This window comes from Chryseobacterium cheonjiense, from assembly GCF_012927265.1.
GTDB lineage: Bacteria > Bacteroidota > Bacteroidia > Flavobacteriales > Weeksellaceae > Chryseobacterium > Chryseobacterium cheonjiense.
This window is the reverse complement of sequence record NZ_JABBGF010000001.1, coordinates 1,492,598-1,519,590: the sequence shown is the minus strand read 5'-3', so window position 1 is coordinate 1,519,590 and position 26,993 is coordinate 1,492,598. Positions and strand designations below refer to the sequence as shown.

The 26,993-nt window shown below is 37.6% G+C and carries 27 protein-coding genes and 1 tRNA gene; 12 read left to right on the top strand and 16 right to left on the bottom strand.

Annotated elements, in window-relative coordinates; all coding sequences use genetic code 11:
* Positions 1 to 24: 24 nt before the first annotated feature.
* From HHL20_RS06795 to HHL20_RS06770, 6 genes are all read right to left on the bottom strand, one after another.
* Positions 25 to 1,188, bottom strand: a complete 1,164-nt coding sequence (locus HHL20_RS06795) for an aspartyl protease family protein (RefSeq protein ID WP_169230405.1) — start codon at positions 1,186 to 1,188, stop codon at positions 25 to 27.
* 44 nt (positions 1,189 to 1,232) lie between these two features.
* Complete coding sequence (locus HHL20_RS06790) at positions 1,233 to 2,903, bottom strand: ATP-dependent nuclease (RefSeq protein WP_169230404.1); 1,671 nt, start codon at positions 2,901 to 2,903, stop codon at positions 1,233 to 1,235.
* Positions 2,904 to 3,047: 144 nt separating this feature from the next.
* A complete protein-coding gene (locus HHL20_RS06785) occupies positions 3,048 to 3,623 on the bottom strand; it encodes a hypothetical protein (protein ID WP_169230403.1) in 576 nt (191 codons plus the stop codon).
* Positions 3,624 to 3,991: 368 nt separating this feature from the next.
* Positions 3,992 to 5,029, bottom strand: a complete 1,038-nt coding sequence (locus HHL20_RS06780) for a peptidylprolyl isomerase (RefSeq protein WP_228463116.1) — start codon at positions 5,027 to 5,029, stop codon at positions 3,992 to 3,994.
* 81 nt (positions 5,030 to 5,110) lie between these two features.
* Entirely contained in the window at positions 5,111 to 5,620 is a 510-nt protein-coding gene (locus tag HHL20_RS06775) for an FKBP-type peptidyl-prolyl cis-trans isomerase (RefSeq protein ID WP_169230402.1), read from the bottom strand.
* Positions 5,621 to 6,206: 586 nt separating this feature from the next.
* Positions 6,207 to 7,277 carry a branched-chain amino acid aminotransferase gene (locus HHL20_RS06770; RefSeq protein WP_169230401.1) on the bottom strand — a complete coding sequence of 357 codons (1,071 nt, stop codon included), beginning with the start codon at positions 7,275 to 7,277 and terminating at the stop codon, positions 6,207 to 6,209.
* A gap of 84 nt (positions 7,278 to 7,361) precedes the next feature.
* On the opposite strand from HHL20_RS06770, the gene mnmD reads away from it, so the two are divergent.
* Positions 7,362 to 8,036: a tRNA (5-methylaminomethyl-2-thiouridine)(34)-methyltransferase MnmD gene (mnmD, locus tag HHL20_RS06765; protein ID WP_169230400.1), complete on the top strand. Its 675-nt coding sequence runs from the start codon at positions 7,362 to 7,364 to the stop codon at positions 8,034 to 8,036.
* A 103-nt stretch (positions 8,037 to 8,139) separates the two neighbouring features.
* Here mnmD and HHL20_RS06760 read toward each other — a convergent pair whose 3' ends face one another.
* From HHL20_RS06760 to egtD, 3 genes are read right to left on the bottom strand one after another with little or no spacing between them, the layout of a single operon-like run.
* Positions 8,140 to 8,625, bottom strand: coding sequence for a DUF4385 domain-containing protein (locus tag HHL20_RS06760; RefSeq protein ID WP_169230399.1), 486 nt, complete (start codon positions 8,623 to 8,625; stop codon positions 8,140 to 8,142).
* Between the two features lie 4 nt (positions 8,626 to 8,629).
* Positions 8,630 to 9,802, bottom strand: coding sequence for an ergothioneine biosynthesis protein EgtB (gene egtB, locus HHL20_RS06755; RefSeq protein WP_169230398.1), 1,173 nt, complete (start codon positions 9,800 to 9,802; stop codon positions 8,630 to 8,632).
* A gap of 11 nt (positions 9,803 to 9,813) precedes the next feature.
* Positions 9,814 to 10,806, bottom strand: a complete 993-nt coding sequence (gene egtD / locus HHL20_RS06750; protein WP_169230397.1) for an L-histidine N(alpha)-methyltransferase — start codon at positions 10,804 to 10,806, stop codon at positions 9,814 to 9,816.
* A 220-nt stretch (positions 10,807 to 11,026) separates the two neighbouring features.
* Between egtD and HHL20_RS06745 the strand changes: the two genes are divergently transcribed.
* Positions 11,027 to 12,031: an SDR family oxidoreductase gene (locus HHL20_RS06745; RefSeq protein WP_169230396.1), complete on the top strand. Its 1,005-nt coding sequence runs from the start codon at positions 11,027 to 11,029 to the stop codon at positions 12,029 to 12,031.
* A 34-nt stretch (positions 12,032 to 12,065) separates the two neighbouring features.
* The gene (locus HHL20_RS06740; RefSeq protein ID WP_169230395.1) at positions 12,066 to 12,386 is read left to right on the top strand and encodes a hypothetical protein; all 321 of its coding nucleotides are present in this window, start codon (positions 12,066 to 12,068) and stop codon (positions 12,384 to 12,386) included.
* 88 nt (positions 12,387 to 12,474) lie between these two features.
* Here the strand turns inward: HHL20_RS06740 and HHL20_RS06735 are convergent, their stop codons facing one another.
* On the bottom strand, positions 12,475 to 14,625 hold the full coding sequence (locus tag HHL20_RS06735) for a glycoside hydrolase family 97 protein (RefSeq protein WP_169230394.1): 2,151 nt from the start codon (positions 14,623 to 14,625) through the stop codon (positions 12,475 to 12,477).
* 185 nt (positions 14,626 to 14,810) lie between these two features.
* Here HHL20_RS06735 and HHL20_RS06730 point away from each other — a divergent pair, with 185 nt between their 5' ends.
* Complete coding sequence (locus HHL20_RS06730) at positions 14,811 to 15,317, top strand: hypothetical protein (protein WP_169230393.1); 507 nt, start codon at positions 14,811 to 14,813, stop codon at positions 15,315 to 15,317.
* A gap of 54 nt (positions 15,318 to 15,371) precedes the next feature.
* Here HHL20_RS06730 and HHL20_RS06725 read toward each other — a convergent pair whose 3' ends face one another.
* From HHL20_RS06725 to HHL20_RS06715, 3 genes are all read right to left on the bottom strand, one after another.
* On the bottom strand, positions 15,372 to 17,378 hold the full coding sequence (locus tag HHL20_RS06725; protein WP_169230392.1) for a PAS domain-containing sensor histidine kinase: 2,007 nt from the start codon (positions 17,376 to 17,378) through the stop codon (positions 15,372 to 15,374).
* Positions 17,379 to 17,558: 180 nt separating this feature from the next.
* Positions 17,559 to 17,720: a hypothetical protein gene (locus HHL20_RS06720; protein WP_169230391.1), complete on the bottom strand. Its 162-nt coding sequence runs from the start codon at positions 17,718 to 17,720 to the stop codon at positions 17,559 to 17,561.
* A 139-nt stretch (positions 17,721 to 17,859) separates the two neighbouring features.
* Positions 17,860 to 18,624, bottom strand: a complete 765-nt coding sequence (locus HHL20_RS06715; protein WP_169230390.1) for a Rossmann-fold NAD(P)-binding domain-containing protein — start codon at positions 18,622 to 18,624, stop codon at positions 17,860 to 17,862.
* A gap of 237 nt (positions 18,625 to 18,861) precedes the next feature.
* On the opposite strand from HHL20_RS06715, the gene HHL20_RS06710 reads away from it, so the two are divergent.
* Positions 18,862 to 20,361 (top strand): PAS domain-containing sensor histidine kinase, encoded by a 1,500-nt coding sequence (locus HHL20_RS06710; RefSeq protein WP_169230389.1) that lies wholly within the window; start codon positions 18,862 to 18,864, stop codon positions 20,359 to 20,361.
* 1 nt (position 20,362) lies between these two features.
* Positions 20,363 to 20,725, top strand: coding sequence for a response regulator transcription factor (locus tag HHL20_RS06705; protein WP_169230388.1), 363 nt, complete (start codon positions 20,363 to 20,365; stop codon positions 20,723 to 20,725).
* Between the two features lie 66 nt (positions 20,726 to 20,791).
* On the opposite strand, the gene HHL20_RS06700 is transcribed toward HHL20_RS06705, so the two are convergent.
* Positions 20,792 to 21,634, bottom strand: a complete 843-nt coding sequence (locus tag HHL20_RS06700; RefSeq protein WP_169230387.1) for a cyanophycinase — start codon at positions 21,632 to 21,634, stop codon at positions 20,792 to 20,794.
* Positions 21,635 to 21,860: 226 nt separating this feature from the next.
* Here HHL20_RS06700 and HHL20_RS06695 point away from each other — a divergent pair, with 226 nt between their 5' ends.
* On the top strand, positions 21,861 to 22,457 hold the full coding sequence (locus tag HHL20_RS06695) for a Crp/Fnr family transcriptional regulator (protein WP_169230386.1): 597 nt from the start codon (positions 21,861 to 21,863) through the stop codon (positions 22,455 to 22,457).
* Between the two features lie 56 nt (positions 22,458 to 22,513).
* Positions 22,514 to 23,116 carry a DNA-3-methyladenine glycosylase gene (locus HHL20_RS06690; protein ID WP_169230385.1) on the top strand — a complete coding sequence of 201 codons (603 nt, stop codon included), beginning with the start codon at positions 22,514 to 22,516 and terminating at the stop codon, positions 23,114 to 23,116.
* A gap of 83 nt (positions 23,117 to 23,199) precedes the next feature.
* On the opposite strand, the gene HHL20_RS06685 is transcribed toward HHL20_RS06690, so the two are convergent.
* Positions 23,200 to 23,820, bottom strand: coding sequence for a DUF4142 domain-containing protein (locus HHL20_RS06685; RefSeq protein ID WP_169230384.1), 621 nt, complete (start codon positions 23,818 to 23,820; stop codon positions 23,200 to 23,202).
* Between the two features lie 197 nt (positions 23,821 to 24,017).
* Between HHL20_RS06685 and xth the strand changes: the two genes are divergently transcribed.
* The 4 genes from xth to HHL20_RS06665 all read left to right on the top strand — a co-directional run bounded on the left by xth (position 24,018) and on the right by HHL20_RS06665 (position 26,118).
* A complete protein-coding gene (gene xth, locus HHL20_RS06680) occupies positions 24,018 to 24,788 on the top strand; it encodes an exodeoxyribonuclease III (protein ID WP_169230383.1) in 771 nt (256 codons plus the stop codon).
* A 194-nt stretch (positions 24,789 to 24,982) separates the two neighbouring features.
* Positions 24,983 to 25,378 carry a Fur family transcriptional regulator gene (locus HHL20_RS06675; RefSeq protein ID WP_169230382.1) on the top strand — a complete coding sequence of 132 codons (396 nt, stop codon included), beginning with the start codon at positions 24,983 to 24,985 and terminating at the stop codon, positions 25,376 to 25,378.
* A 148-nt stretch (positions 25,379 to 25,526) separates the two neighbouring features.
* Positions 25,527 to 25,892: a response regulator transcription factor gene (locus HHL20_RS06670; protein WP_169230381.1), complete on the top strand. Its 366-nt coding sequence runs from the start codon at positions 25,527 to 25,529 to the stop codon at positions 25,890 to 25,892.
* Between the two features lie 138 nt (positions 25,893 to 26,030).
* Positions 26,031 to 26,118 (top strand) — tRNA-Ser (locus HHL20_RS06665).
* A 443-nt stretch (positions 26,119 to 26,561) separates the two neighbouring features.
* On the opposite strand, the gene HHL20_RS06660 is transcribed toward HHL20_RS06665, so the two are convergent.
* A complete protein-coding gene (locus HHL20_RS06660; RefSeq protein WP_169230380.1) occupies positions 26,562 to 26,993 on the bottom strand; it encodes a CDC27 family protein in 432 nt (143 codons plus the stop codon).

Here is a 26,993-nt window from a genome sequence, read left to right as displayed (position 1 = left end):
TATTGTAAGCCTCGTTTGGTAAAATCACTTCAGATATACCTTCTTATTCAGTTGTACATCAATTATTTTCCCGCCCCGTTTAATCTTTAAATTAAGGTTCTTGAGATTTTTTTCCACACGGTTGACAAAGTAATGGCACGCGGTATCTTTGTCAAGATTCTGAAAAGATATCCCGTTGATGCTGACGATCGCATCCCCTATTTTCAACGGAAAATTTTCTTCTTCGAAAATGAAAGTAACCATGGCACTGCCGTTAACAAACCGATAACTGAAACCGAATGATTCGAGGGTAGACGAACTTTTGGCGATTCTCTTCATGTAAACTTTACTGTTTTTCCAGTCGAGGACGAAGGTAAAGTCGTTGAAAAATTCGTTGCCGATGAGATCGGTTTTTCCTGTACCGATCTTTTGATCCTGAAACAAGGTATTTCCCATCTTTAGGGAATCGGCACGGAAAATATATCCTGCTGCGGGAGTAGCGGTCCCGAAAGCACCCGTCGTGCGTGTCCCGAAAGTTTTTATGATATGCTGAACCGTTTTTGGATCGATGGTATCATCAGAGACCTCCAATCTTCCGGAAAAGCCGGTGTCGAAAGTTACTTTTATATCTTTATTAAAAAGCGATGCCGTGACAACAGGTGTTTTTTGCGGCTGACTTTCAAAAGGAATCACAACATCAAAATCTTTTATGTCAAAATTTGAAAGATCTTCGGAAGCTTCCAATATATTTTGGGAATAGTTGACGTTCCAGAAGAGTTTGGCCATCTGATTGGCTCCGATAATGCCATCCACTTTCAGGCAGCCTAACTCCGCTGAGTTAAGATCAAGAACAATAGCGCCTACATTTTTGAAAATGAGATTGTCCACTTTCATTTCCGGAAGCTCGGTAAAGATCTGCTGCTGCACCTTTTCATCGGAATCCTTAATGGATCTTTTGTATTTCTTGCGAAGATTAAGCTCTTTGTAGATCACCTGGGAAATGACCGTCGGCGCCCCTGTATCAAAAATGAAGTTGTAGGGTTTCCCGTTGATGTTTACCTTTACAAACGGCAGGTTGTTTTCATATCGCAGGCTGACTTTTTCAACAGGCTGCTGTAGCTGCACCTCCCCTTTTTCAAAAAAGTTTTTCCCCTGCCCGAAAACCGTAACCGATGAGAATAGAAATAAGGTGTAAAGGATTTTTGTCATGGACTTATTTTTGCACGAAAATAAGATTTTTTGTGGGGATTTATTTATTGAATAATCTTTTTTACAAATAATCTTGCTGGTTCAAGAGAAAGATCATTATATAAATCTTTTTGCAAAACTTCATTAACCCATTTAGGGCCATGATTTCCAGTAGATTTGTCAAAATTTTCAAGTTCACCAACTTCAACAATATATAGTCCTTTCTCTTCAAATTTATCATTTATTTCTTTATAAAACCTGGTTGCATCGCCATTAGGAATATAAGAAACACCATTATTCTTTGCTTCGGACCATGGAGAAGCTTTTTTTAATATATTTTGTATTTTTAAAGATTGTGATTTAGGAAATATTCTTTCATCTGTCGCGTCTAAAATTTTATCAATTTCATTCTTAACATCAATAGTCAATAACTCCGGTCTTTTCTCTTCAATTTTTTGTTTAACTATAGACCACTTGCTCTCAACATCATTCCAAATTCCTCCTAAATTTTCAAAAACTTCTTTTAAAGGACTAATATTATTAAGTACATCAAAATCAGCTATAACTCTAGTAGGTACATTTAATTTTTTTAAAGCTTTTACCACAACTGGTATTCTTTGTTTACCACCGCAGTGTATAAATAAAATATCCGGGCTTGGTATTTTTTCATTATCTGTAATAGAAGTTAAAATTGCAGAATAAAATCTACAGTCAGAATCACTTTCACAAATAACAACTTTCTTATGAAATAATCCACTTAAAATATTAGAATGTCTTAACAAAGGATCTCTCCATATTTCTTGAACATCGTCATTCTTCAATAAACTTATTCTGTTAGAGTTGTCTATCCTATCTATTCTTATAATCTTTATTCTGTTAGTATTTGACTCTAATAGACCTTGCAGAAAATCTTCGCTATGTGTAGTTATAAAAAGTTGTTTATATGAAGGCAAGTTGTAAGATAACATTTTTCCTAATAATCTTGCTTGAGGAGGATGTAAGAAGGCTTCGGGTTCGTCAACGAAAATCATATTTTTTGATGATACAAAACTATTTAGAAGGACTCCAACGAAACTTCTCATCCCATCACCCTGCTCATTCAGTAGATCTAACTCGCTGATTTGGTCAACATATGACTTAGAAATACGGTCTTCGCCATCTTTTAAAACTGGTGTATTACCGATATGCAAAGAAATAACACTCCCAGCAAATCTGTTAACAAGTAAATCAGTATTGAAAGCTTTATTAAAATAAGTTGAGAATTCTTTCTCAAGTTCATCATCTCTGTATAAAAAATGAATGGGATGACTATATGGTTCCTTATTAAAATTAATACTTTTAGCAGGATTTGAAAGTGTCAATCTAGATTCGGTATCAATAAAAGTTGCATAAACAGTCGCAAAATCTTGCAACCCATAATTAAAATTATCTAGTCTTTGATTTGTATCGTATTCATAAACATTAAAATTATATCCTATATAAGTATTATTTTCTAAAATAGAAATATTTTTAATCTGATCAATAATATTTCCATTACTCTCATTTTTAAATATACTTATATTATTAATAATTTTTAATGGTTGAGTATTATACATTAACATATTAAAAATTTCTTTTAACGATACACTTTTGCCAGAATTATTAGCACCAACAAAAATGACAATATCATTATAATTTAAATCAACTTCAGTTTTATCATTAAATTTAATACCTTCAATATAAAATGGATTTTGCATACTTTTTTACAATTTATGATTATAATCTTAGATCTAAGATATAAATTATTGTTTTATCTCCTTACGGCTTTCCGTACTTTCCCTGAATTTTTTACATAAAAAAAGCCATCCCAACGGACAGCTTTCAATAAAACATTTAAAATTCTAAATTTTATCCAATACCTTCTTCGGAAGCACTTTTACCAATTGCGGTTTGTATTCTTTTTCAACAATCACAAACTTCCAGTTTTGGCGGTCTTTGGAAACGGCGCAGGCTCTCATCGCTGCATTGATGGTATACGTTCCTTCCTTCGACAGGTATTGCACATTGTTTTTGCCGTACCTTTTTTCCAGCATGGTATTGAGCTGCTTTTTCATGTCGTCATTCATAGAAGACATATTGCATTTCATGGTAAAATAATAGTGGGCAATGGAGAAATATTCGCCGTTGATGAGTTCCGGTTTTTCGATATTCCCGAATTTCAGGTTGCTGACTTCAATCTTCATGAAGGGATTGTTGTACGTCATGTTCAGGATCTGGGTCATCTGGTCTTTCGGGACTACCGTGAAAAATTTGGGATAAATGCAGTTCACAGACTTATCGATCTGCTTTGCTTTAATGGTATTGACAAAATACGTCAGTGATTTTTTGATGGCTACATCGTCGGGATTGGTTTTTGTTTTATCAAATGAAAGAAATGACAACAGGACGAACAGGAAAAGAAGTGCTCTGGTTTTCATAATGTATTATTGCTTTTGTCCGTCAGTTCGGGTGTTTTCGTATTGAATGAAGAAAATGATCAGGAACTTTATATTAATAAACTTCTCGATACGATTTTTTCAAAATCTACTCGAAGTGACGGTGTATTTTTGCTTAATCTGTCGCGGGATTCAGGGAGATCGTTACAAAACTTACATCGTCTTTGTTGATTTTCTGTTTACTAGTTCAAGTCTTTGTCATATGCAATAAAGAAATGAATCTGAAACTTACATTAACAACTTCTCGATACGATTTTTTCAAAATCTACTCGAAGTGACGGTGTATTTACATGAAGCGAAATAGAAAAGCCATCCTTCCGGACGGCTTTACATTATATTATCAGATCTGATTATTTTACTTTTACCAGCTCAACATCGAAGATCAGCCATGCATTTGGCGGGATTACGCCTCCTGCACCTCTTTCTCCGTAGCCCATTGCCGGCGGAATCAATAACGTAGCGGTTTCTCCTTCTTTTAATAAAAGAATTCCCTCATCCCATCCTTTGATTACTCTTCCCATCCCGATCGGAATCTCAATCGGCTCATTTCTTTTGAATGAAGAATCGAACTCGGAACCGTCAAGCAGTTTTCCGGCATAGTGCACGGAAACATTGTCACCGGCTTTCGGAGCTTTTCCATCTGTAGTCTTGGTGATTTTATAATACAGCCCGGACTCGGTTTTCTGCATTCCGGCTTTCATATCTTCCACCATTTTCTCCTGGTTGGCTTTGAATTCTTCTTCTTTTTTCTTCTTATCGGCTTCTTCCTTCGCTAAAAATGCTTTGTTATTTTCAGCGATTTTTGCTTTCCCTTCCGTGAAAGTTTTTGCAGCATCGTAGTTCTTATACTCGTCTCCTTTGCTGAAAACAGAAACTTTCTCTAATACGATGTCCGTTTTCGGTTTATCCTGAGGTCCTTTTTCTACATTGGCAATCGCGTCGATCACATCTTCTCCTTTTACCACTTTTCCGAAGATGGTGTGTTTTCCGTCTAACCATGGTGTAGCCACTTCAGTGATGAAGAACTGTGAACCGTTGGTATTTGGTCCTGAGTTGGCCATAGAAAGGATTCCTTTTCCGGTATGTTTAAGATCGTTTCTTTCGTCTTCAAATTTATATCCCGGATCTCCCATTCCTGTTCCCTGAGGATCTCCTCCCTGGATCATAAAATCTTTGATCACTCTGTGGAAAATCGTTCCGTCATAGTAAGGAACTCCTTTAGCTTTTGCCTTGTTGTCGATTTTCCCTTCTGCAAGACCAATAAAATTAGCTACAGTTACAGGTGCTTTCTTGTCTTCAAGCTTCACGATCATATTTCCTTTCGTCGTCTGAAGATTTGCATAAAGTCCGTCATTAAGACCTTCGTAAGTTTCTTTGTCTACGTTCATTTTTTTATAAATTGGTGTACAACTCATGAGCGAAATGCTTGCCGCTGCCAGAATTATATTCTTGTTAAACAATTTCATTGATTATAATGCTTTTAATTTGATGATTAACGGGATATCATTATCGATTTTCTTCTCATCACCATACGTACCGTAGGCAAGAGCGGAAGGAACCAAAAGCGTAACTTCTTCCCCATCATGGATAAAACGCAGCGCATCTTCCACTGCTTTCAGCTCATCAAAGTGTCCGAATCTGGCATCTCTTCTCTGTACCGGCTGGTCATAGATTTTCGTCTGGTCAAAATCGTAAAGATCGTAGGAATACGAAATAAAAGTGTCGTCCTGCCTTCTCTGCCTCTGGTCAAAACCCTGAGCATCCACCCAGTAATTCAGCTGGGTCGGATAATATTTTACAGGCTGTCCGTTGATCCATTCCTGGATATGGTATCTTTCCTGGCTGTTAAGGTTTTTCATCCTTTGCCTGGACACATCAAGATCATTCTTGCTGAGCACGCCGCCAACAGGTGGATGCGTCTGCGTATTCTTGCTGCAGCTGAATAAACCGAGAACCGATATGAAGAGTATTTTTTTCATAAACTTTTGCGAAAATACACATTTCGGAAATGATTAACAAAACTTGTAAAGTAAAGTTTGAAGATTTCGCAAATACTGACGAAGAATTCCTGAAGTTTTATTGATAAATGTATTGTCTGATTTTTATCGGGAGCTTTTTCACGCTTTCCGCACTCGCTATTTTTATGGGTTTTGGCGCGGCGGCTTCGCGCCGCGCCAAAACCCATAAAAATGAGCTCAGACAATTGCTGCAATCGTGGCTAGGAAAGGTGAATGGTCAATCGCGAATTTTAAAAACTAACCATTGACTCAAGAAGTGAAATTCAGTATTCAGTATTATTCACTCTCCTAAACCTCCCGTCAAAATTCTCAGGAATTTTGACACCCCGCCAGAGGAGGGGAATTATTGAAGCTCATGTTTATTTTTTATATAAGGTTCATACACTTTGCCTATCGTCCTGAAAGGATCTAAAGTAAAGGCACTTATAAACCACGTTGAGATGCGTACAGCATGACAAGCTTGGTGGAAACATTGTGGAAATATTTAAAGCATATAAAAGCAAAAAAGCCGGGAAATCCCGGCTTTATTTATGTTCAGTTTAAAAATTTAAACAGTTTCCAAAACATGGTCTACCTGCACTCTCCATCCGAAAGGATCTTCTGCAAGGTTGCTCTGAATATCAACAAGATCTTTTTTAAGAGCCACGGCATAGCTTTCTTCATCAGAAAGTCTCGGTAATTCAAGCTTTTCACCATTATATCCTAACGCTTCAAAAACCGTAGTTACCACGGCTGTTCCTACACCCCAAACTTCTTTCAGGGTTCCGTTCTTCTGAGCTTCAATAACATCTGTTACTTTAATAGGTTCTATCTTTACTTCAATTCCTTTCTTTATGGCCAGCTGAATGAAACTGTCTCTGGTAACTCCGTCCAGGATTTTTTCTGAAGTCGGCGGTGTATAGATGGTATCGTTGATTCTTACGAAAACATTCATTGTTCCGCTTTCCTCGAAGTATTCGTGGGTAGCGTCATCTGTCCAGATGATCTGCTCATATCCTTCTTCAATTGCTAGTTGGGTTGGGTAAAAAGAAGCTGCATAGTTTCCTGCCGCTTTTGCAGAACCTACCCCGCCGCTTGCCGCTCTGGAATAGTGGTCTGAAATTTTTACGGAAACCGGTGCTGTATAGTAGCTTTTTGCCGGTGTCGCTACAATAGCAAACATATATTTATTGGCTACTCTTGCTTTTAATGCTTCTTCTGTAGCGAAAATCAAAGGTCTGATGTATAAGGACATTCCTTCACCGGAAGGAATCCAGTCTCTGTCAATATCAACCAACGCTTTCAGTCCGTCAAGAAACATTTCTTCCGTAACTTCCGGCATGGCAAGACGTTTTGCCGACTTATTGATACGTTCAAAATTCTTTTCAGGCCTGAAAAGGAAAACCTGTCCGTCTTTGTCTTTATAGGCTTTCATGCCTTCAAAACAAGCTTGTCCGTAATTTACACCCATCATGGCAGGAGTAAACATCAAAGGACCATAAGGAACCAATTTTACATCACCCCACTTCCCATCTTCATACTCACAGATGATCATATGATCAATAAAAGTATTACCGAAAGAAAAATTGTTTGGGTCGAATGTAGAAATCCGGGAGTTTTCAGTTTTTTGAATTATCATTTCTAAAATTTTTTATGATGTTCTACAAATTTAACATAATTTTCTAAATATAAAAATTTTAGAGTAATTTTGTAAAAAAATAGTTTGAAAAGAGAAATCAAGACCACAAACGACGGTAGTAAAACTTTGTTTATCAATGATTTAAATGAAAACTACCATTCACACCACGGTGCGCTTCAGGAAGCAGAACATGTGTTTATCAAAAATGGATTAAACTTGATAAATGATTACGAAATTAATATTTTAGAACTCGGTTTTGGAACAGGTTTGAATGTTTTGGTAACAATTAATGAATATTTAAAAACTGACAAAAATCATATCATCAATTATTTTACGCTCGAAAAATATCCCATAAATGAATCTGAAATTAACGATTTGGCCTATTTTGAGCTTTTTGATAACCCGGAATTCAAAAATATTTATCATAAAATTCATGAAGCCGAGTGGGAAAAACAGACTGAAATTATTAAAGGTTTTACGTTAAAAAAAATAGAATGTGATTTTTTCGACCTGAAAAACACAGACTTACCGAAAATCAACCTTGTGTATTTCGATTGCTTCGGGGCAAGAGTACAGCCTGATCTCTGGGAAAAACCCCTGTTTGAAATGGTTTCTGACAAAATGGCGGTTAACGGTTTATTAACAACCTATTCATCCAAAGGAAGCGTAAGAAGAATTCTTCAGGAGCTGGATTTTGACGTGGAAAAAAAACAGGGTCCTCCGGGAAAAAGGGAAATGATCAATGCGGTGAAGAAATAAAATAATGTAACAGTATAGCAATTGACCAATGTAATAATATATTCTTATAACAATCAGTCATTGGTACACTGTTATACTGATACATTAGTACATTCTATTTTATTTACCCAAAATTCTCTTTCCAGACTTTTTTCATTTGTGCATATTGCTCATCTGCTTCAGCTTCTTTCCATTTATTGAAAAAAATAGCTGCTGATTTTTCTTTTTCGGGGTCTCCGGTTCCGCGCTCTAAATTTTTATAATTGTTGTCTGCATCATATTTCCGGCCGCTTTTATAGTTGAAATACCGTCGCGCCCTGGTAAATCCCATCTGGAGATATTTCCGGGCCATGTCGGCTCCCACAAAATCGTTTTTACTGAGGTATTCTTTAAATAGTTCAAAAATTTTTTCCGAACTTTCTTCCGCAATCTCAGCGTTTTTAAAGCGCCAGTATTTTCCTATCTCAGATTTATAAGGCTCACAGATCAGCACGCCCTGTTCTCCTTTTCCTACACGGTATTTTTCAGGGTGTTTTCTGTAGTCAATATCCGGTTTCCAGAAGTAACTGTCAGAGTCAAAATTAAGATAAGAGGGTTTTTGGTTTTTCATTCTTTTATTTTGCAAGCCTTATTCCCGTAAACTGCCATTTCAGATCCGGCTGGAAAAAATTCCGGTAGGTATTTCTGCTGTGTCCCGGTGGTGTAGCTACAGATGCTCCACGCAAAACCATCTGGTTGACCATGAATTTACCGTTATATTCTCCTACGGCTCCCGGTTCTTTTTTAAAATCTGGATACGGCAGATAGGCACTGTTGGTCCATTCCCAACGCTTTCCCCATGAGAAAGCTGAAGAGGCTGCTTCCCATTCCTGCTCAGTGGGAAGGCGCATTGCTTTCCAGGCTGCATATGCGGAAGCTTCATAAAAATTAACATGACAAAGCTCTTCATTAAGATCAACTTCCTGAAGTCCGCCTAAACTATAATACATCCACGTTCCGTCTATTTTGTGCCAATATAAAGGAGAAAGTGCATTGTTTTCCTTTACCCAGTTCCAGCCGTCCGCATGCCAGTATCTGAAATCCGAATAACCTCCTGCTTCCATGAATTCCAGATATTCTCCGTTGGTTACGAGCTGACTGGAAATTGCAAAATCATTCAGGTACACTTTATGTTTTGTCATCTCATTATCAAAGCAAAAGCCTAGTCCGTCGAAACCTATTTCGTAGATCCCTTCAGAAAAGCGAAGCATTCTTTTCTCTTTAACCGCTTTTTCAGCTTGCATACTGTCTTTTTTATAAGCAGGAAACAACGGATTGTGGCCCAATATGTATTTGATATCCGTAATTAAAAGCTCCTGATGCTGCTGTTCGTGATTTAAACCTAATTCCAGAAGCGGTGCAATTGCGTCTTTCATGTAATGGCTGTCCAGAAATTCATTCATTTTTTCATCTACATATTTCCTATAGCGATAGACATCCGAAACGGAAGGCCTGCTCAGGTTTCCTCGGTGGGTACGGATCACTCTTGCACCAATGGTTTCGTAATAACTGTTAAATACAAAATTATACTGAGGATCAAACACTTCATACAATGGAAAATTCGGAACCAAAATAAAGGTTTCAAAAAACCAGGTTGTATGTCCCAGATGCCACTTCGGTGGACTCACATCTACGATCGGCTGTACTACATAATCTTCAATTTCGAGAGGCCTGCAAATTTCTTCGGAACGTGCTCTTACATCCCGAAACTTTTTTACGAGGGATTTTGAATGGGTATTGATTTCCATATTGTTTCTTTTTATTTATTTACCTTCCAGATGCTGTCTACAAACCAATCTTTGGAGTCACTGATCGCTCCTGCTATCGAAAAGCCTGATTTTTCTGCTAAATGTTCTATATCTGATGTTGAAAATTTTTGTGAGACTTCCATATCAATAACTTCATTTTCAGCGAAATCAATAACTTCACCCGCAATTCTCACCTGCTGATCTTTAAGGCTTATCAAAAAGCTTCTGCAGGCCCCGGTAACCGGGTCATAGGATTCGTAATGCTGAAACTGCTCAATATTAAAATTACCTTCGAGCTCCCGATTGATTCTTGACAAAAGATTCAGATTAAACGCAGCGGTAATTCCGGATTGGTCGCTGTATGCGTTCAGAACAGTGTAAGGATTTTTCTTTAGGTCAAAACCAATAAGCACGATATCTTCCTTGTTGAGAAGCTGATGCAAAGCGGAACAGAATTTCCCGGCTTCTTTTTTGGTCATGTTTCCAATGTTTCCGCCTAAAAACAAAATTACTTTTCTTCTTAATGAGAGTTTCATTGCTTTTTCCAGCATCTGGAAATACTCTCCTTCGAGGGTGGTAATATTGATGTCGGGAAGCTGTTTTTTCAGATTATTTTCCAGTACGGAAAGAATATTCCCCGATATGTCGATCGGCATATAGGTAAAGTCATTTCCTTTTTCACTGAGATATTTCAGCAGGTATGTCGATTTCATTGCATCTCCTGCTCCAAGCTCTATCAGATCAAATGGTTCCTGATCTGCTTTTATTCCCTGTGCAAGTTCGGCAGTTTTATTTTTAAAAATATCAAGTTCACAGCGGGTAAGATAATATTCTGGCATCGCCATAATCTTCTGAAACAGCTCATCTCCTGTCTTATCGTAAAAATATTTTGAGGACAAATGTTTGGGATTGCTGTGAAGACCTGTAAGAACATCATTCAGAAAATGATCCGAATTATTTTTTTCACTTCTTTCTTTTGATTCTTTGGTTAATTGAAGGTTCATATGAGTTGTCATTTGGGTTGTAAAATTGAGCAACTATCTTGCCGCCATGATATAAATTTAATAAAATATTTCTTTAAAAATGATGTAATTATAAGATAATCATAAAAATATAAATCTGAATTCCTGTTAAAAAACAAAAGTTTTTTAAAGCTTGGAATATTCATTGCTATACATTGGTTACCTGGCTTCCAGAGCCATACCACACCACAAATATTATATTATGGAAAAATCAATCACAAGAAGAAATGCGCTTGGTAAGATCGCGGCTACTGTTGCAGTTGCTGCCGTTTCGCCGGGAGTATTGGCACAATCTCAAAATCAGAAACCCCGAAATTCTACCGGCCCGGATCTCACAGATCCTACTACAAAGTACCCGCGGCCTCCTTTTAAAAGCCAGTCACAGCCTTTTCCAGGATTAGCCAGCAAAATGGATCCTGTTCCTGATCATGGAGAAAAAAGCTATGTAGGATCAGGAAGGCTGATGGGAAGAAAAGCGCTTATTACGGGCGGGGACTCCGGAATTGGCCGTGCTGCGGCCATTGCTTATGCACGAGAAGGAGCAGATGTTGCCATTAATTATTTACCGGAAGAAGAATCGGATGCGGCAGAAGTTATTGAACTGATCAAGAAAGCTGGACGTAAAGCTGTGGCAATCCCGGGCGATATCCGGGATGAAACTTTTTGCAAAAATCTTGTTTCACAAGCTGTACAGCAACTTGGCGGGCTTGATATCCTTGTGAATAATGCAGGGCATCAGAAAACGCATGAATCTATTCTTGACATCAGCACTGAAGCATTCGAAAGAACCATGAAAACCAATATATATGCACCTTTCTGGATCACGAAAGCTGCACTGCCGCATTTAAAACCAGGTTCCTCTATTATAGGATTATCGTCGGTTCAGGCTTATGATCCTTCTGAAAACCTTTATGATTATGCACAGACGAAAGCCGCAACAACAAGTTATGTAAAATCGCTTGCTAAGCAACTCGGTCCGAAAGGAATACGGGTAAACGGTGTTGCACCGGGCCCTATTTGGACAGCGCTTGAGGTAAGCGGTGGCCAGACACAGGAAAATCTCGTGAAATTCGGAGCAGATACACCGTTAGGAAGACCGGGACAGCCGGCAGAACTTGCTTCAATTTTTGTACAGCTCGCTGCTAATGATGCAAGTTTTTCTACAGGCCAGATCTATGGTGCTGCGGGAGGAAGCGGACAGCCATAAGCACAATATATTTAAAATTTAAAATCATCATATCATGAACAACAAAATAAAAATCGCCTTAGCGCTTATCGGAGCAGGTACAATAGTTGCCTGGGGAATGAACAGAAAAAAGAACGGGAAAGCAAAAACTTTTACGGCTCCCGACGGAAATTCCTATGAAGAGAACAAAATCTACAGGACTTTCGACAATAAACTTTATAAAAACGGCAAAGAGATTCATTTTGAAACTCCGGCGATGGAACAAAATGCTTCAGGAAATCATTCATTTGATCAACACGCTGACAATCTGCCAAAAAATTATGAAGCAGTAAATAAGGATATTAATTATCATCAGAAAGGTGTAAGACATCATTAAAATTTAAAAGCTCCGGTTAATTTAATTAACCGGAGCTTTTTTGTTCAGATCAGAAATTAAAACTTTGACAAAGTTTATTTGTATATGCTTACAGCGGTTTTATTGAAATGGCAAAACCACCGCTCCGTGCCATTTTAAAATTAATTTTGGATTTGCCGGTAATCTGCTTTTTGTAGATATTGTAACTCTGTGGATTGTTGATGTAATCCGCATCTTTTCCATCTTCATAAATCGTGGCTTCATATTTTTTTCCTTTATCTAAGAATGAAAAATCTACTGTGTATTCACGTTTATTTTCGTCGGTGATTCCTCCTACGAACCAGTTTTCTGTACCTTTTGCTTTTCTGGCCGTGATGATATAATCTCCCGGTTCTGCCGATAAAATCTTTGTATCATCCCAGTCTGCAGCCACATCTTTAATAAACTGGAAAGCATCCATGTGTTTCTGGTAGTTCTCCGGTAAATCTGCAGCCATCTGAAGCGGCATGTACATGACAACATACAAAGCCAATTGTTTCACCAGCGTTGTTTTTACAAAACGTTTATCACCGGGAAAATAATAATCCAGTTTAGTCTGGAAAATTCCAGGTGTATAGTCCATAGATCCTCCCATCCATCTTGTGAATGGAAGAATGGTCTGGTGATCCGGATTATTCCCCTGAAAAGCTTCATGCTCGGTTCCCCTTGCTGCTTCTGCGGAGATCCAGTTCGGATAGGTTCTGCTTTCTCCTCCCGGTCTTACCGATTCGTGGGAATTTACCATAATTTTGTATTCATTGGCTTTTTCTGCAATTCGGTAATAATGATTGATCGTCCATTGGGAATAATGATGCTCACCTCTCGGAACCATATCTCCTACATATCCCGTTTTTACAGCATCGTAACCATAATCATTCATTAATTTAAAAGCTTTATCCGCCCATCTTTCGTAATTGGTTGCAGATGCTGAGGTCTCGTGATGCATCACTAATTTAATTCCTTTTGAATGTGCATATTCATTCAGCATCTTGATATCAAAATCAGGATAGGGAGTGATGAAATCGAAAACAAATTCTTTGTTGTGACCGATCCAGTCTTCCCATCCGATGTTCCATCCTTCGATGAGGAGTCCGCCAAAACCGTTGGCCGCAGCAAAATCGATGTATTCTTTTACTTTCGTGTTATTGGCAGCATGTTTTCCGTTGGGTGTTAATTTTGAAAAATCAGTTTCTCCGATGTGAATATTATTAGCCGTTGAGTATGCCCACTGTGATTTTCCGATGATCATTTCCCACCAGACACCCATGTATTTTGTAGGGTGGATGTACGAAGTATCGGTATATTTTGTAGGTTCATTTAGGTTAAACATCATTTTAGATGCTAAAACTTCTTCTGCTTTAGGAGAAACGATGATTGTTCTCCATGGGGAAACAGAAGAGGTCTGGATATATCCTTTGGCACCCTGTCTGTCGGGAGTTAAGTGTGTTTTAAATTTAAAATTAACCGGATCCACTTCCAAATGCGATGCAGGATAATTTAAGACTGCTGCTTCTCCGACATTAACGTACAAGGGGTCTTTACCTTCTTTCTTCAGCATTAAAGGCGATTGAACGGCGTTTTTAATTAAAGTCTGGGAAGAATGTTTATCAAATGCCTGATCCCATCGGCCGGGGATTTCAGAGATTTTTGTTGTCTGCGGCTGGTATTCCTGGGAGTCATAATCAGCGACAATCCACCATGCTTTCATATCCGTCGGAAAATCAATTTCAGAATCTTCTTCACGGATGACAAAATAGTTTAGGTTTTTCTGCTGTGGAAATTCATACCTGAAGCCCAATCCGTCATTGAACAACCTGAACTTAACCACGATATTTCTATCTGTAGTGTCCTGATGCAGGGTTACCGACAATTCATTGTATTGGTTGATATAATTTTTTTTCTCTCCCAACACAGGCTGCCAAATTTCATTTTTAGAATCTCTTTTTTCATCTGCTTTGGTAAAGCCGTTGTTCAGGTCAAACTTGGCATCTTCAGGTTTGGCAATTTCAGAAGCGAATTTTACAGAAGTATCTTTAAACAATCTCAGTCCTAATTTGGAGTCTTCCACCACTATATTTCCGTTATACTTCAGGTTGTAATACGGGATTCCCTGCTTCAGCTGGAAATTCATTTCAAACTTCCCGTCGGGAGATTGTAATGATTGGGCATTAAAATTAACAAGCATCGAGAACAATAATGCTCCAATGGTATATTTTTTCATATCAGTAATTTGGTGCTTATAAAGGTAAAGAAAGTTTTAACGAAGGACAATGCTTTCGCGCATAAATCAATAATCAGATAATGCAACACTGAAATTTGTTGGGATTCAACAAAAATCAGCAAAAAAAATGTGGTATTTGTATTTTTTTGACTATTTTTAAATTAAGTAAAAACCTCAGTTATATTATGAAAAAATTAATTTATTCTTCTGTTTTCATTGTGCTTGCTTCTTTTTCTTTTGCGAATGCACAGAAAATAACAGATGGCTCAACAATAGATGTAGACGGACTTTCCGTTACTTTTAATATTCTTAATAAGGAATCGATAACCGTAGGCGGCAAAGAATTCGACCGTTACAAAGTCTCTGCAAAACTGGTAAATAATACGCAGAGAAATTACAATGTAAGATTAAACAGCGCTCCGCTGATTGTTCCTAATACGACCTTGGCAGAAGTTAACTGCATTAATGCTACGGGAGCCAAACTGACTTCAAAAAAGCTGGATCTTAAGCTTAAACCTCAAAATGTAAATGTTACCTATTGGGCTTATACGAAGGACGGTAAATACCAAAGCTTTATTATCCCGATTGTTGCAGGATATTATCTTGACAGCGGAGATTCGGTAAATGACAATGCCATCTTTATTGTACCGAAGGGAGAAAGCCCGAATGTGAATGTAAGAAGTTTACAGTAGCATCAGCAGATTTATTATCTTCAGACTGCTCCGGCCATTGCTACCGTGTCATACTCATTTTTTTTCGGACATGGTAAACCAGAATGTACTGCCCTCTCCTATTTTGCTGTTCACACCGATCTTTCCGGAATGCTTTCTGATGATTTCCGAGCAGATATACAACCCAAGCCCGAGCCCGGAATATGAGGCTCCAAAGTGATCTGCACGGTAATACCGGTCAAAAAGATGCGGAATGACAGACTCTGATATTCCCTCTCCGAAATCCTGTACGGAAATTTTTATATGATCGTCATATGATTCTGTATGGATGTGGATTTCTTTGGAGTCTTTTGCATATTTTACCGCATTATTTACAAGGTTTACTACGACCTGCTCTATTCTGTGCTCGTCAGCATGAACCTCCAGCGTTTCATTGCCTTTCAGGATAAGCTGGTATTTGTCTTCAAGCCTTACATGATTGCAGCTTTTGCTCAGCATTTCATGCAGATTGAAACGGTTATATTCCAGCATGAGCTGATCTTGTCCCAGCCTGCTCATATTCAGCAAATCGTCAATCAGCATACACATTTTCTCAATTCCTTTATCCGATTGTTCAATCAGCCTGATGTGGGTTTGCGAAAACGGCTTATCTTTAATCCGGTTGAGCAACTGTATGGAAGCTTTTACTGCTGTAAGAGGGGTTTTAAGTTCGTGGCTGGCAACACTTAAAAAATCATCTTTGCGCTGTTCTGCCAGTTTTTTATCGGTAATTTCCGTCGTCATGCCTACCATTCTGTCGGCAACACCGCTTTTATCATATCTCGGGCGGCCATGCGCCTGTATCCAATGGATAGATCCGTCTTTCCATTTCACGGGATATTCGGCTTTATAAATTCCGTTCGTCAGGATGGCCTCGCTTACAAGACCTCTTATGTGTTCGCGGTATTCCGGAAGAATAGCATTATAAAGATCAGAATAATTGAATTCTTCATCCGCGGCATATCCGTAATTGTATTTAAACTGTGGGGTACTTTCCATAGCCCCGGTAGCCAGATGGACTTCTGTTGAACCCAGTCTGCTGGCATCCATGGCAATTTCAAGCCTGTTTTTGAATTCCATTACCGATTCCCTTGCATGTACCTGCTCGGTAACATCACTTGCAACGATAAGGATAGACGTACTGTTGTTATTTTCATCAACAATCGGCTGATAGGCGAAATTAAGATAATGTTCCGTCATATTTTCTCCATTGCGGATTAACGCTTTAATTTCTTTACCGTAATACGGTTGCCCTGTTCTGTACACTTTGGACAGAATATCGATGAATATCTGCCCTTTCAGCTCCGGCATCACTTCTGCTAAAGGTTTCCCGATGATAGACCGGTCTTTGTTCCAGATCTGAAGTACCATATCATTCACAATATCTACTTCAAACTTTTCGCCGCGTAATGAAGCCATGGCAACCGGCGATTTTTCAACCAGGGTTTTAAAGCGCTTTTCATTTTCACGGAGCGTATGATTGGCCGTAATGAGTTCTTTTCTTATTTTCAGCAATTCGGTGTTGGCTGTAAAAAGCTCTTCATGCTTCGATACGAGGTCTTCATTTGTGGTAAGGTACTCTTCATTCAGTGCTGAAAGATCATCAATAAGCTTTTGCTCGGATTTCGATTTTTCTTCAACAAGATGCACGGCATTCTGTCTTTCCGTAACCTCAGATGCGGTGTGAAGAATGTATTCCGTTTTCCCCTCTCCATCAAGCATTGCTTTATATTCAAAGTCAAAATAAAATTTCTGCGGACCGTTTTCGGTAAGGAGTACGGCAGGATAATTTTTTGCCGTGAAAGTCTGCCCGGAATCCCATACATTTTTTAAAATAGAGAAGAAAGGCTGATCATCCAGTTCCGGAAGGACAGAGCGAAAATCTTTACCGATAATATTTCTGTCCTTTCCCCAAAAACTCAACATTGCCTGATTGGCACTTATAATCCTGATGTCATCACCTTTGTATACAGCAGTAGCATTGGGAGAGTAAAAAAGTACAGACAGTAATTTCTCTGCCTCGATTTGTTCCGGAGAATTCATAATCACTAAAAATTGTTTAAATATAAATAATTAAATACCATGCTTGTATTCTGTATAATCTGTCATTTCATTAAATTATTCCGACAGGACCTTCGTAAATAAATAACCATAACAGAAAACTGCTATGGCTTATTTGTATTGATTACTGAAGTATGTCTGAAAATCGTTTTGAATATATCATTAAAAAAAATCATTAATTTTTGTACTTCCTGTAGCTCCTTTAGGAAGGAAAATGACTTTTCTTTTGATCATTTTCGCTTTTTCAAGAACTTTAAGTGCTTTCTGACGTTCAATCTCTCTGTTAAGCGACGGGGAATTTTCCCATTGTGTAAATTCTTTCATAATTTAATATTTTAAGGTGATTTGGTGTAAAGTGTAAGCTTTTAAGCAGCTTATTATTGTCTAAGCATAAAGCAGACCAATTTTTATCAAAACACTAAAATATTTTTAATATAAATGAAATTACAGCAACGTAAATGCTTTATATAAGATGAAATTTTTTCGGATCAGGATAAGCAAAGGTAAAATCAAGTTCTGAAATCAGCTTATCAGAAGAAATGATTCTCTGTTTATTGTTTTCGTGGGAAGCTTCAATAGGAAGATTATTCTGGTAAGCAATCACTTCCTGTTTTGAGGGATGAAGAGGCGCTACAACGTTATATATTTTTCCGTTAATTCCTTTTTCAATCATTGTTATGATGACTGCTGCAATATCCTTATAATGTATATGATTAACAATTCCGGAAACATCTGTCATCTTAAAATTCTTCAGCAGCCGTGAATCTCCCATTAATCCGCCCAATCTAAGGATGTTAACCTGAGGAAATGCTTTTTTAATCTTATTTTCAACAAAAACACTTTCTACAGGCAGCATTTCTTCCCGAAAAATTCCGGGTTCATCAGGATAAACACTTGTGGTGCTCATAAAAAAAATCTGTTTTTCATACCTTCCTATAAATGAAAATAACTTCGAAAGCCTTTTATCTAATATTTCCTGCGAAGTTCTTTTTTCCGAAAAAGGAACAGTAATGATCATAACATCCAGATCAGGAACGATGCTCCATGGATCAGGAAATTCTTTTTCACTTTCGTTAAAAACGGCCAGCTCCGCATGAATTCCCTGAGAACGCATGTCTTCAACCTTCTGTAACGATGTCGTTGTCGCAAATATTTCTGAGTTACTCGAAAGGTCATTGTAAATTCTTGATCCCAGCCAGCCGTATCCGATTAAACCGATTTTTTTCATTCGGCAATTTAAAGATTTAATCCATAAGTTCCATCGGTTTCTTACCAAGCGACTGAATATAAATAACTTTAAAAATTGCTGTTATTTTTAAAAATTTAGTAAAAAATAAATTCAAGGCATATAATTTGCGTGTGATTTTTAGTGTTGATGCAAATTTGCAAAAGAAAATGCTTTTTCTCATATTTGCATATCAATGAAAGTTTAAGTTTGGAAACTTGACAAAACCGCTTTAATCCGATGAATAACAACATTGACCTTTATATACAGGCACTGAATTCTGCCAACTGCGGGATTATCATCACAGATAATACCCAACCGGACAACCCTATTGTCTATTGCAACAAAGCCTTTGAAAAGATGAGCGGATATTCTCACAACGAGATTATCGGACACAACTGCCGGTTCCTTCAGGGCCAGGACAGAAGTCAGCCTGAAAGAGACCTGATCAAAGAATGCATCCGGGAAGGAAAGGACTGCAAAGTGGAAATAAGAAATTATAAAAAGAATGGCAATCTTTTCTGGAATGAACTTTTTATCTCTCCCGTAAAAAACGGAGACGGAAAAATAACACATTTCATCGGAGTTCAAAATGATATTACAGAGCGCAAAAAGGCAGAGCATGAGCTTAGGGAAGAAAAGTCTTCAGTTGAAAGAAAAATACGAGAAAGAACGAAAGAGCTTGTTGATAATGAAGCATTTCTTTCAAGTATTATTCAGACCGTAAGAGAGAGTTTACTGGTACTGGACGCCGACTACAAGGTACTGAGCGCTAACACTCATTTTTTAAATTCATTTAAAGTTACGGAAGAAGACACCGTAGGAAAAATACTTTTTGAGCTTGGAAATCATCAGTGGGACATTGAAACCCTGAGAGAGCTTCTGATGAAAATCTTACCTACCAACAACCCGGTAATTGACTATGAAGTAGAGCATGATTTCCCGTACATCGGTAAGAAAGTAATGCTTGTAAATGCCTACCGTATCGAATTTGATGGTCAATATAAAGACAGGATATTAATTGCAATTGAGGATATTACCGAGAAAAAAGAAATCGATCGCAGGAAGGATGATTTTCTTTCTATTGCAAGCCACGAACTGAAAACACCTCTTACAACGATAAAAGGTCTGGTACAGCTTCTGCAAAGGATGATTCCTGAAAATTCGCCGGAAAAGTTCAATACTACTCTTGATAAAGTATCGGTATATGTTGACCGGCTGAACATTCTTATTTCTGATCTCCTTGACACCTCCAAGATACAGTCGGGAAATATAGAGCTACATCTTGATCCTTTTGATATCGACAAAACCATTCTCGATACGGTTGAAAACCTCTCGGTATCTGCCCCGAACCATAAAATCTCGCTGACAGGTTCTACAGGTGCCATGATTCTGGGAGATGAACTGCAGATTTCACAGGTCATCAATAACCTTATTTCAAACGCTATAAAGTATTCTCCGGGTTCTGATAAAGTAGATGTTTATATCAACAGGGTCGGAAATTTCGTAAAAGTTTCCGTGAAAGATTACGGAATGGGAATCAATCCTCAGGACAAAGCCAAAATCTTTGACCGTTTTTTCAGGGCACGGGAAATACAGAAGAAATTTCCGGGACTGGGAATCGGTCTTTACATCTCTCATGAAATAATCGCCAACCACAACGGTACGCTTTGGGTAGAAAGCGAAATTGGGGAAGGATCAACATTTAGTTTTACATTACCCATAATGAAAAATCACTGAAATGAATAGCAAAAAGATAATGGTCTGTGATGATGATCAGGGTATACTCGATGTTCTTCAAATGCTTCTGGAATCGGAAGGTTTTACCGTTTTTACAGAAATTAACAGTACGAATCTGATCAAACAGATTCAAGTAGATGAACCCGATCTTATTCTTCTTGATCTCTGGATGCCTCTTTTGTCGGGTGACCAGGTTTTAAAGGCCATCAGAAGTACACAAGGCGTAAAGGATCTTCCGGTAATCGTACTTTCTGCCAGTGTAGACGGGGACGACATTGCAGCAGATGCGGGAGCGAATGATTTCGTTGCCAAACCTTTTGACCTTGATGATATTGTTTCTAAAATAAACAGCCTTTTGGTTTAAACCATCGAATATAAAAATACAATAAAGGAATATGACTCTGCATATTCCTTTATTTTTGTTATCAATCTAAGGAGCTGTAAACGCTCCTGATTCGAGGTCAATTGAACAGCCGTCCGTAATAATATGGACTTTTAAATTTTCTCCATAAACAGGATGCCCCTTTTCTACCGTATCTACATTGGTCTTCTCAAGATCCTTTGCACTGATTCCGATTACCATTCCGGAACCTTTACAAATTGCTCTTTTCCCTTCTTCAATTAAAAGAGCAGTATCTTCTCCCAAACCGATTCCGAAACATTCTCTTTTAATCATCACTGCATGGGAAAGCCTTCCGAATCTTCCGCGGTGAACGAAATGCGTATCAACAATACACCGGGACAATAATCCGAGACCTGAAGCCAGCGTGATGTCATTTTCCAGTATGGCCTCGCCGTCCTCCCCTTCACAAATGATAATTTCCGGCATACACATAGCTCCCGCACTGGTTCCGGCAATAACGAAATCATCCTCGGCGAAATATTTCTCCTTTAATGCGTCACAGAGTGGCGTGTCTTTAAATTTCTCGCAGATTACGTTCTGGTCTCCGCCGGTAAAAAAAATGGCTTTACTGTTTTTAATTCTTTGGACATCTTCATCAATGGCTTTATCAACAAAATGAATAAATCCGAAATTGGTATATCCTATTTCTTTAAATGTTTTGGTATAAGTGTCGCGCATACTTTCCGGCTCGGCGCTTGCCGTAGTGATGACTTCAATCCTGTTTTCTTTATTGCTGATAAGAAGTTTAAGAATTTCGTGAGGTATGAAATCCTCATTTTTATTTTTTATTTCAACGTCCGTGTCATCGCGGTCTTCTTTACCTCCGATAATTAACAATTTTCCTTTCGGAGTTGTAGTCCTTTCTTTCATGTTCATATTCTGATCAATATTGGTATTCTGTTAGTATCGAATTTAAGCAAGAAATATAAGAATTGGGTTGATTCAAATCAATGATAGTAAAATTTATTTTTCATACATGATTTATTTAAATTATTCTGATATGATATGGGTCATAATCTTTTGCAGATTATAGTAATAACTTGGTAATATCTGTAAAAGGCCAAAAATGAGGCTTTAACCTTAAAACACAACATCTATGTTAATCGAAGAAGAACTTTTATTGTCCTATGGAGCCGCCGTCGAAGATCTTAACACTTCCGATATGATTTTCCAGGAAGGAGATACACCCAGAGAGTTTTATCAGATCAGGAAAGGCAGGATAAAGCTCAGTCATTATAACGAAGATGGCAAAGAGCTTATTCTTGCCGTTCTGCATGATGGTTTCAGTGTATGTGAGCTTTTGCTTTTTATTGATAAAAAATATCCTGTGAATGCCGTTGCCATTGAACCGACAAGTATTATCACCCTTAAGAAAGAAACGTTCATGAAACTGCTGGACGAAAATCCTCCGATCTCAAGAGACATCAACAGCTTTTTATCACAAAGGCTTTATTTTAAGTATATCATGCTGCAGAACAATACCTCGCTTCATCCTGATACAAGAATCAAAGGGGCACTGGAATATCATAAAAGTTTCAGCAACGACAGGAGTAAATTTTCTTTTGAAGTCCCTTTTACAAGGCGTGAACTTGCAGCGATCACCGGTCTGCGTACTGAAACCGTTGTACGGTGCATCAAAAAGCTGGAAAAAGAAAATTATCTTAAAATAATACAAAGAAAAATATATGTTTAAAAGGCTAATTCTTTTGTAACTTTTGTAGTTAAATAAAATTAACAGCAATATATTGTATGTCAAAGTTAAAACCGGAATATTATCAAAATACCGACGCCATATTTCTTGCTCAGGATCTTTTAGGCAAAATACTTTTCACCAGGAAAAACGGCGAAGTTACTGCCGGAATCATTACAGAAACAGAAGCTTATTTCGGGACGGAGGATAAAGCTTCCCATGCGTACGGCGGACGGCGAAGTTCAAGAACGGAAGCCATGTATCAACCCGGCGGCTTTTCCTATGTTTATTTATGTTATGGTATTCATCATCTTTTTAACATTGTCGTTTCGAAGGAGGACGATCCTAAAAGTGTACTGGTGCGATCTGTAGAACCATACAAAGGCCTGGAGATTATTAGAAAAAGAAGAAATATGGCTGTAACTGATAAAGCCGTTTCATCCGGTCCTGGCTCCGCATCGAAAGCTTTAGGAATTGACATGAGTTTCAATAAAAAATCTTTAACGGGAGATGAAATATGGATTGAAGATTCAGGATTGCTTTATGGCTCTGAAGACATTACCTCCACTCCACGGGTTGGGGTAGCTTACGCTCAGGAACATGCCCTGCTTCCTCTTCGGTTTTATCTTAAAAATAACCGTTACATAAGTAAAAATAAATAAAATTGACGGTACTATAAAAATTCCGGGAGATCTTCGATCTCCCGGAATTAAATTGGATTTATAATAATGAATATGTGTTGTAATTATTTTACAGCTTTCTTTGCTTTTTCAGATTCCATCAGGTGATGTTCCAATGTAGGAAGCGTGCTGCTGGCGAAAGATTTTAAAGATGCTTCAGATCCGTCGGAAGCCTGCTTCTTGAATTCAGCGATATCTTTTTGATGGTCTGTTACCATAAGATCCGCATACATACGGTCAAATTCAGCGCCTTTTTTAGCTTTTAAATCATCGTATTTTTTCTGTTTTTCAGCATCCAGGGCTGTTGGTAATGTGTACCCTGATGCAGAAGCCCATTTCTTAAGCTCATCATTAGCTTTACCATGGTCTTTTACCATCATAGCGCCCAAAGATTTTACGGTTGCACTGCTCGCGTTGCTCTCTGCAAGCTGTCCTAGCATTACTTCCATAATTCCACCTGTTGCTGCTGCATCTGCAAATTTTTTATCCTGTGCACTTAATGAAGCCGATGCTGTGTTGGAGTCTGACGTGGCTGTTGTTGCAGAATCTCCCGTTGTCATTGTAGTATCTGCAGGCGCGGACATGGTAGCCGTAGTATCTGCAGACTGGTCAGAAGTCGTGGTTTCGTTTTTCTTACAAGCTACCATCGCAGCTACTGCAAGAACTGTTAAAATTGAATTTTTCATAATATTATTGTAAATGGTTAAATATAAATAGCAATTATTATTGCTCACGCTGATAGTAACAATTTATTTGCCAAAGTTTAACGAATTTATTTTTTATGGTACAACAGGATTCATTTTTATAGAGAACTGTTAAAAATCTGCTTATCTGATGGAACGGATATTGTGTAATATTAAAAGAATTTAATCTTATACAGATTATGAAAATAGCAACTTATAATGTAAACGGCGTGAACGGCCGGCTTCCGGTTCTTCTTCGGTGGCTTGAGGAGGCCCAACCTGATATTGTGTGTCTTCAGGAATTAAAAGCGCCTCAGGAAAGATTTCCCATCAAAGAAATCAACGATGCAGGTTACAATGCCATCTGGAAAGGACAGAAAAGCTGGAACGGTGTTGCCATCCTTACTAAAAATATGGAAATCACAGAAGTTCAGAGATCATTACCGGGAGATGCGGACGATGATCAAAGCAGGTACATTGAAGCCATCATCAATCAAACGGTTATATGCTGTCTTTATCTTCCAAATGGAAATCCCTTTCCTGGTCCGAAATTCGATTACAAACTTTCCTGGATCAAGCGGCTTAAAAAAAGAATGGATGAACTTATTAAGATGGATCTTCCGGCAGTCGTTATCGGCGATTTTAATATTATCCCTACTCCATCGGATGTATACAAACCGGAACGCTGGGAAGATAACGCTTTATACAGACCCGAAGTAAAAACAGCCTATCAGCAGCTTCTTAAAAAGGGCTGGACAGATGCAATCCGAACACTTTACCCTGACGAAACCGTCTATACTTTCTGGGATTATCTGTATAAATCGTACAGCCGGAATGCCGGGATGCGGCTCGACCATATATTGCTAAGTCCGTATCTTGCAGGAAACCTGAAATCGGGAGGTGTAGATAAAGAGGTCCGTGGCTGGGAAAAAAGCAGTGACCATGCGCCAGTATGGATTACAATTGATTGATTTCATTTGATCAATATTCTAAATTTTATTTAATTTAAATCGAAAATTACTCATTTTAAAATAATCGTTGATATTTTTTTACAGAGCCAGCAACTTAATATTGTCATTTTTTTTAATATTCAGAGATTATTATTGATAAAAATACTTATTGTAACTTTGTTGCACATCGGATGATGTTTTCACTATAATTTAATATGAAACAAGTACGCAACACGCAAGCAAAGACCGAAATATTACATCTTTTAAGCAGTGCTACCAGTGCGTTATCACATTATGAAATACAACAAAAACTGGATGGGCTTTGTAACCGTGTAACCATCTACAGAGTTCTGGAGCGACTGGAAAAGGAAGGGAAAATCCATAAAATTGTCAATATGGATGGCGTTGTAAATTATGCCATATGTAATAATTGCGATAAAGAAAATCATTCACACAACCATTTGCACTTCCATTGTGAAAGCTGCAAAGCGGTAACCTGTATCGAAAACGTAGTTCCTCAGATTATTCTTCCTGAAAATTTCATTGCTCATGCTTATAATTTCGTCATCAGTGGCATCTGCCCAACATGCAAAAAAGAAGGATTATATTAATCAAAATTGAAAATTAATATATTATAAATTACTGAAAGTCCTTTTTTATCAAAATATTGCGTAAATATTTTTCCAAAAAAAGCTTTATGTTGATTATAAAAAATCTAATGTTTCTATAGATTGGCTTTGTTTTTGCGATGCATGGGTTATGAAAACAATTTTTATCCTTGAAGATGAGACAGGCATCAGAGATGCATTACAGTTACTCCTGTCATTTGAAGATTATGATGTTCGTTCTTTCTCTACCGTAGAAGCATTCAACAGCAGAGATCTTTCCAATGTTCCTGATATTTTCATATTGGACGTAATGATGCCGGACGGATCCGGAATAGATGTGTGCAATGAACTAAGAGAGAATCCGGAAACAGCAAATATTCCAATCATGATTATGAGTGCACACGCAAAAGATCATGAAGTGATAAGCAGATGCAATGCCGACGAATTTATCAGCAAACCTTTTGATATTGATGCTGTGCTTCTAAAAATTGACAATCTATTGGTGGCGAGCAATTAGAATTCAAAGCACTTGCTTCTGAAATATGTAATTTATTGCTGAAAAGCCGCACGCGAGGTCACTGAAAAAATATTTTGTAGATTTCAAAAATATTTCTATATTTGCACCACTGAAAACGACGATATAATCGGAGTTTAGGGAGAGTTGGCAGAGTGGTCGATTGCGGCAGTCTTGAAAACTGTTGACTGTAACAGGTCCGGGGGTTCGAATCCCTCACTCTCCGCCAGTTTAGAAACCAAAATAAGCTAAAACGCTGTAAACATCAATGTTTACAGCGTTTTTTGTTTTAGTGCAGTATCAAAAAAAACAAAATAGGTCACGATTTATATGTTCTATTTCGTGTCCCATCCTGAAAATTAAAAGAGGCCACCTGAATATCGAAGAAACCAGACAGATATTGGCAAAGAATGCTCATTTCTGTCTTTCACACTAACAAAATGGACCTTGATCGGTCAGGACTTTGCTTCCAGAACATTAGAACCTTACAAAACTTCTTTAAAACATACTCAGGAATTCCTTATTGGAAATTACAAATCACCGATATTGAAATGATTGTAATTTTATAATTAAATGAAAAACCACTGCATCTCGCAGTGGTTTGTTGTTATTGAATATCATGAACTGACATGAGCTAATCTAAAGTATTCTAAAAGACAACATAATGAAGTCTTAATCATTGAGATTAATATTATTTCTTAATGCTAATTCTCTGATTCTATGAATTGTATCCTTCTTATTAATAAATCCTTTTTTTATATCAATAAGTAACTCTTCTAATGTTACTCTATAAAGATCAGCTTCGTTATTAGACAAAAAACTAATCACTTCATTTAAAGCCTCATCATATTTTTTTAATTCATAATATGATAAATACTTTATTTGAGAAGCATGTTCATTTTTATTATCTATTTGTAATAACTTATTAGCTATTTCAATTGCTAAATAATAATCTTCTATATTATATAAACAATTTGATAAAAATAACAGTCTTAAATTTTCATACTTTGAAGGTAAATTCTTCAAATTATCTAAAATACTAATGGCTAATTCATACTGTTCATTATCCATCAAATCTTTGCCCTTTTGTAGTTCGCTAATCAT

Coding starts and splice junctions, on each gene's coding strand:
- HHL20_RS06795 (WP_169230405.1), bottom strand. CDS start 1,188: ATGACAAAAATCCTTTACACCTTATTTCTATTCTCATCGGTTACGGTT.
- HHL20_RS06790 (WP_169230404.1), bottom strand. CDS start 2,903: ATGCAAAATCCATTTTATATTGAAGGTATTAAATTTAATGATAAAACT.
- HHL20_RS06785 (WP_169230403.1), bottom strand. CDS start 3,623: ATGAAAACCAGAGCACTTCTTTTCCTGTTCGTCCTGTTGTCATTTCTT.
- HHL20_RS06780 (WP_228463116.1), bottom strand. CDS start 5,029: ATGAACGTAGACAAAGAAACTTACGAAGGTCTTAATGACGGACTTTAT.
- HHL20_RS06775 (WP_169230402.1), bottom strand. CDS start 5,620: ATGAAAAAAATACTCTTCATATCGGTTCTCGGTTTATTCAGCTGCAGC.
- HHL20_RS06770 (WP_169230401.1), bottom strand. CDS start 7,277: ATGATAATTCAAAAAACTGAAAACTCCCGGATTTCTACATTCGACCCA.
- HHL20_RS06760 (WP_169230399.1), bottom strand. CDS start 8,625: ATGAAAAACCAAAAACCCTCTTATCTTAATTTTGACTCTGACAGTTAC.
- egtB (WP_169230398.1), bottom strand. CDS start 9,802: ATGGAAATCAATACCCATTCAAAATCCCTCGTAAAAAAGTTTCGGGAT.
- egtD (WP_169230397.1), bottom strand. CDS start 10,806: ATGAACCTTCAATTAACCAAAGAATCAAAAGAAAGAAGTGAAAAAAAT.
- HHL20_RS06745 (WP_169230396.1), top strand. CDS start 11,027: ATGGAAAAATCAATCACAAGAAGAAATGCGCTTGGTAAGATCGCGGCT.
- HHL20_RS06740 (WP_169230395.1), top strand. CDS start 12,066: ATGAACAACAAAATAAAAATCGCCTTAGCGCTTATCGGAGCAGGTACA.
- HHL20_RS06735 (WP_169230394.1), bottom strand. CDS start 14,625: ATGAAAAAATATACCATTGGAGCATTATTGTTCTCGATGCTTGTTAAT.
- HHL20_RS06730 (WP_169230393.1), top strand. CDS start 14,811: ATGAAAAAATTAATTTATTCTTCTGTTTTCATTGTGCTTGCTTCTTTT.
- HHL20_RS06725 (WP_169230392.1), bottom strand. CDS start 17,378: ATGAATTCTCCGGAACAAATCGAGGCAGAGAAATTACTGTCTGTACTT.
- HHL20_RS06720 (WP_169230391.1), bottom strand. CDS start 17,720: ATGAAAGAATTTACACAATGGGAAAATTCCCCGTCGCTTAACAGAGAG.
- HHL20_RS06715 (WP_169230390.1), bottom strand. CDS start 18,624: ATGAAAAAAATCGGTTTAATCGGATACGGCTGGCTGGGATCAAGAATT.
- HHL20_RS06710 (WP_169230389.1), top strand. CDS start 18,862: ATGAATAACAACATTGACCTTTATATACAGGCACTGAATTCTGCCAAC.
- HHL20_RS06705 (WP_169230388.1), top strand. CDS start 20,363: ATGAATAGCAAAAAGATAATGGTCTGTGATGATGATCAGGGTATACTC.
- HHL20_RS06700 (WP_169230387.1), bottom strand. CDS start 21,634: ATGAAAGAAAGGACTACAACTCCGAAAGGAAAATTGTTAATTATCGGA.
- HHL20_RS06695 (WP_169230386.1), top strand. CDS start 21,861: ATGTTAATCGAAGAAGAACTTTTATTGTCCTATGGAGCCGCCGTCGAA.
- HHL20_RS06690 (WP_169230385.1), top strand. CDS start 22,514: ATGTCAAAGTTAAAACCGGAATATTATCAAAATACCGACGCCATATTT.
- HHL20_RS06685 (WP_169230384.1), bottom strand. CDS start 23,820: ATGAAAAATTCAATTTTAACAGTTCTTGCAGTAGCTGCGATGGTAGCT.
- xth (WP_169230383.1), top strand. CDS start 24,018: ATGAAAATAGCAACTTATAATGTAAACGGCGTGAACGGCCGGCTTCCG.
- HHL20_RS06675 (WP_169230382.1), top strand. CDS start 24,983: ATGAAACAAGTACGCAACACGCAAGCAAAGACCGAAATATTACATCTT.
- HHL20_RS06670 (WP_169230381.1), top strand. CDS start 25,527: ATGAAAACAATTTTTATCCTTGAAGATGAGACAGGCATCAGAGATGCA.
- HHL20_RS06660 (WP_169230380.1), bottom strand. CDS start 26,993: ATGATTAGCGAACTACAAAAGGGCAAAGATTTGATGGATAATGAACAG.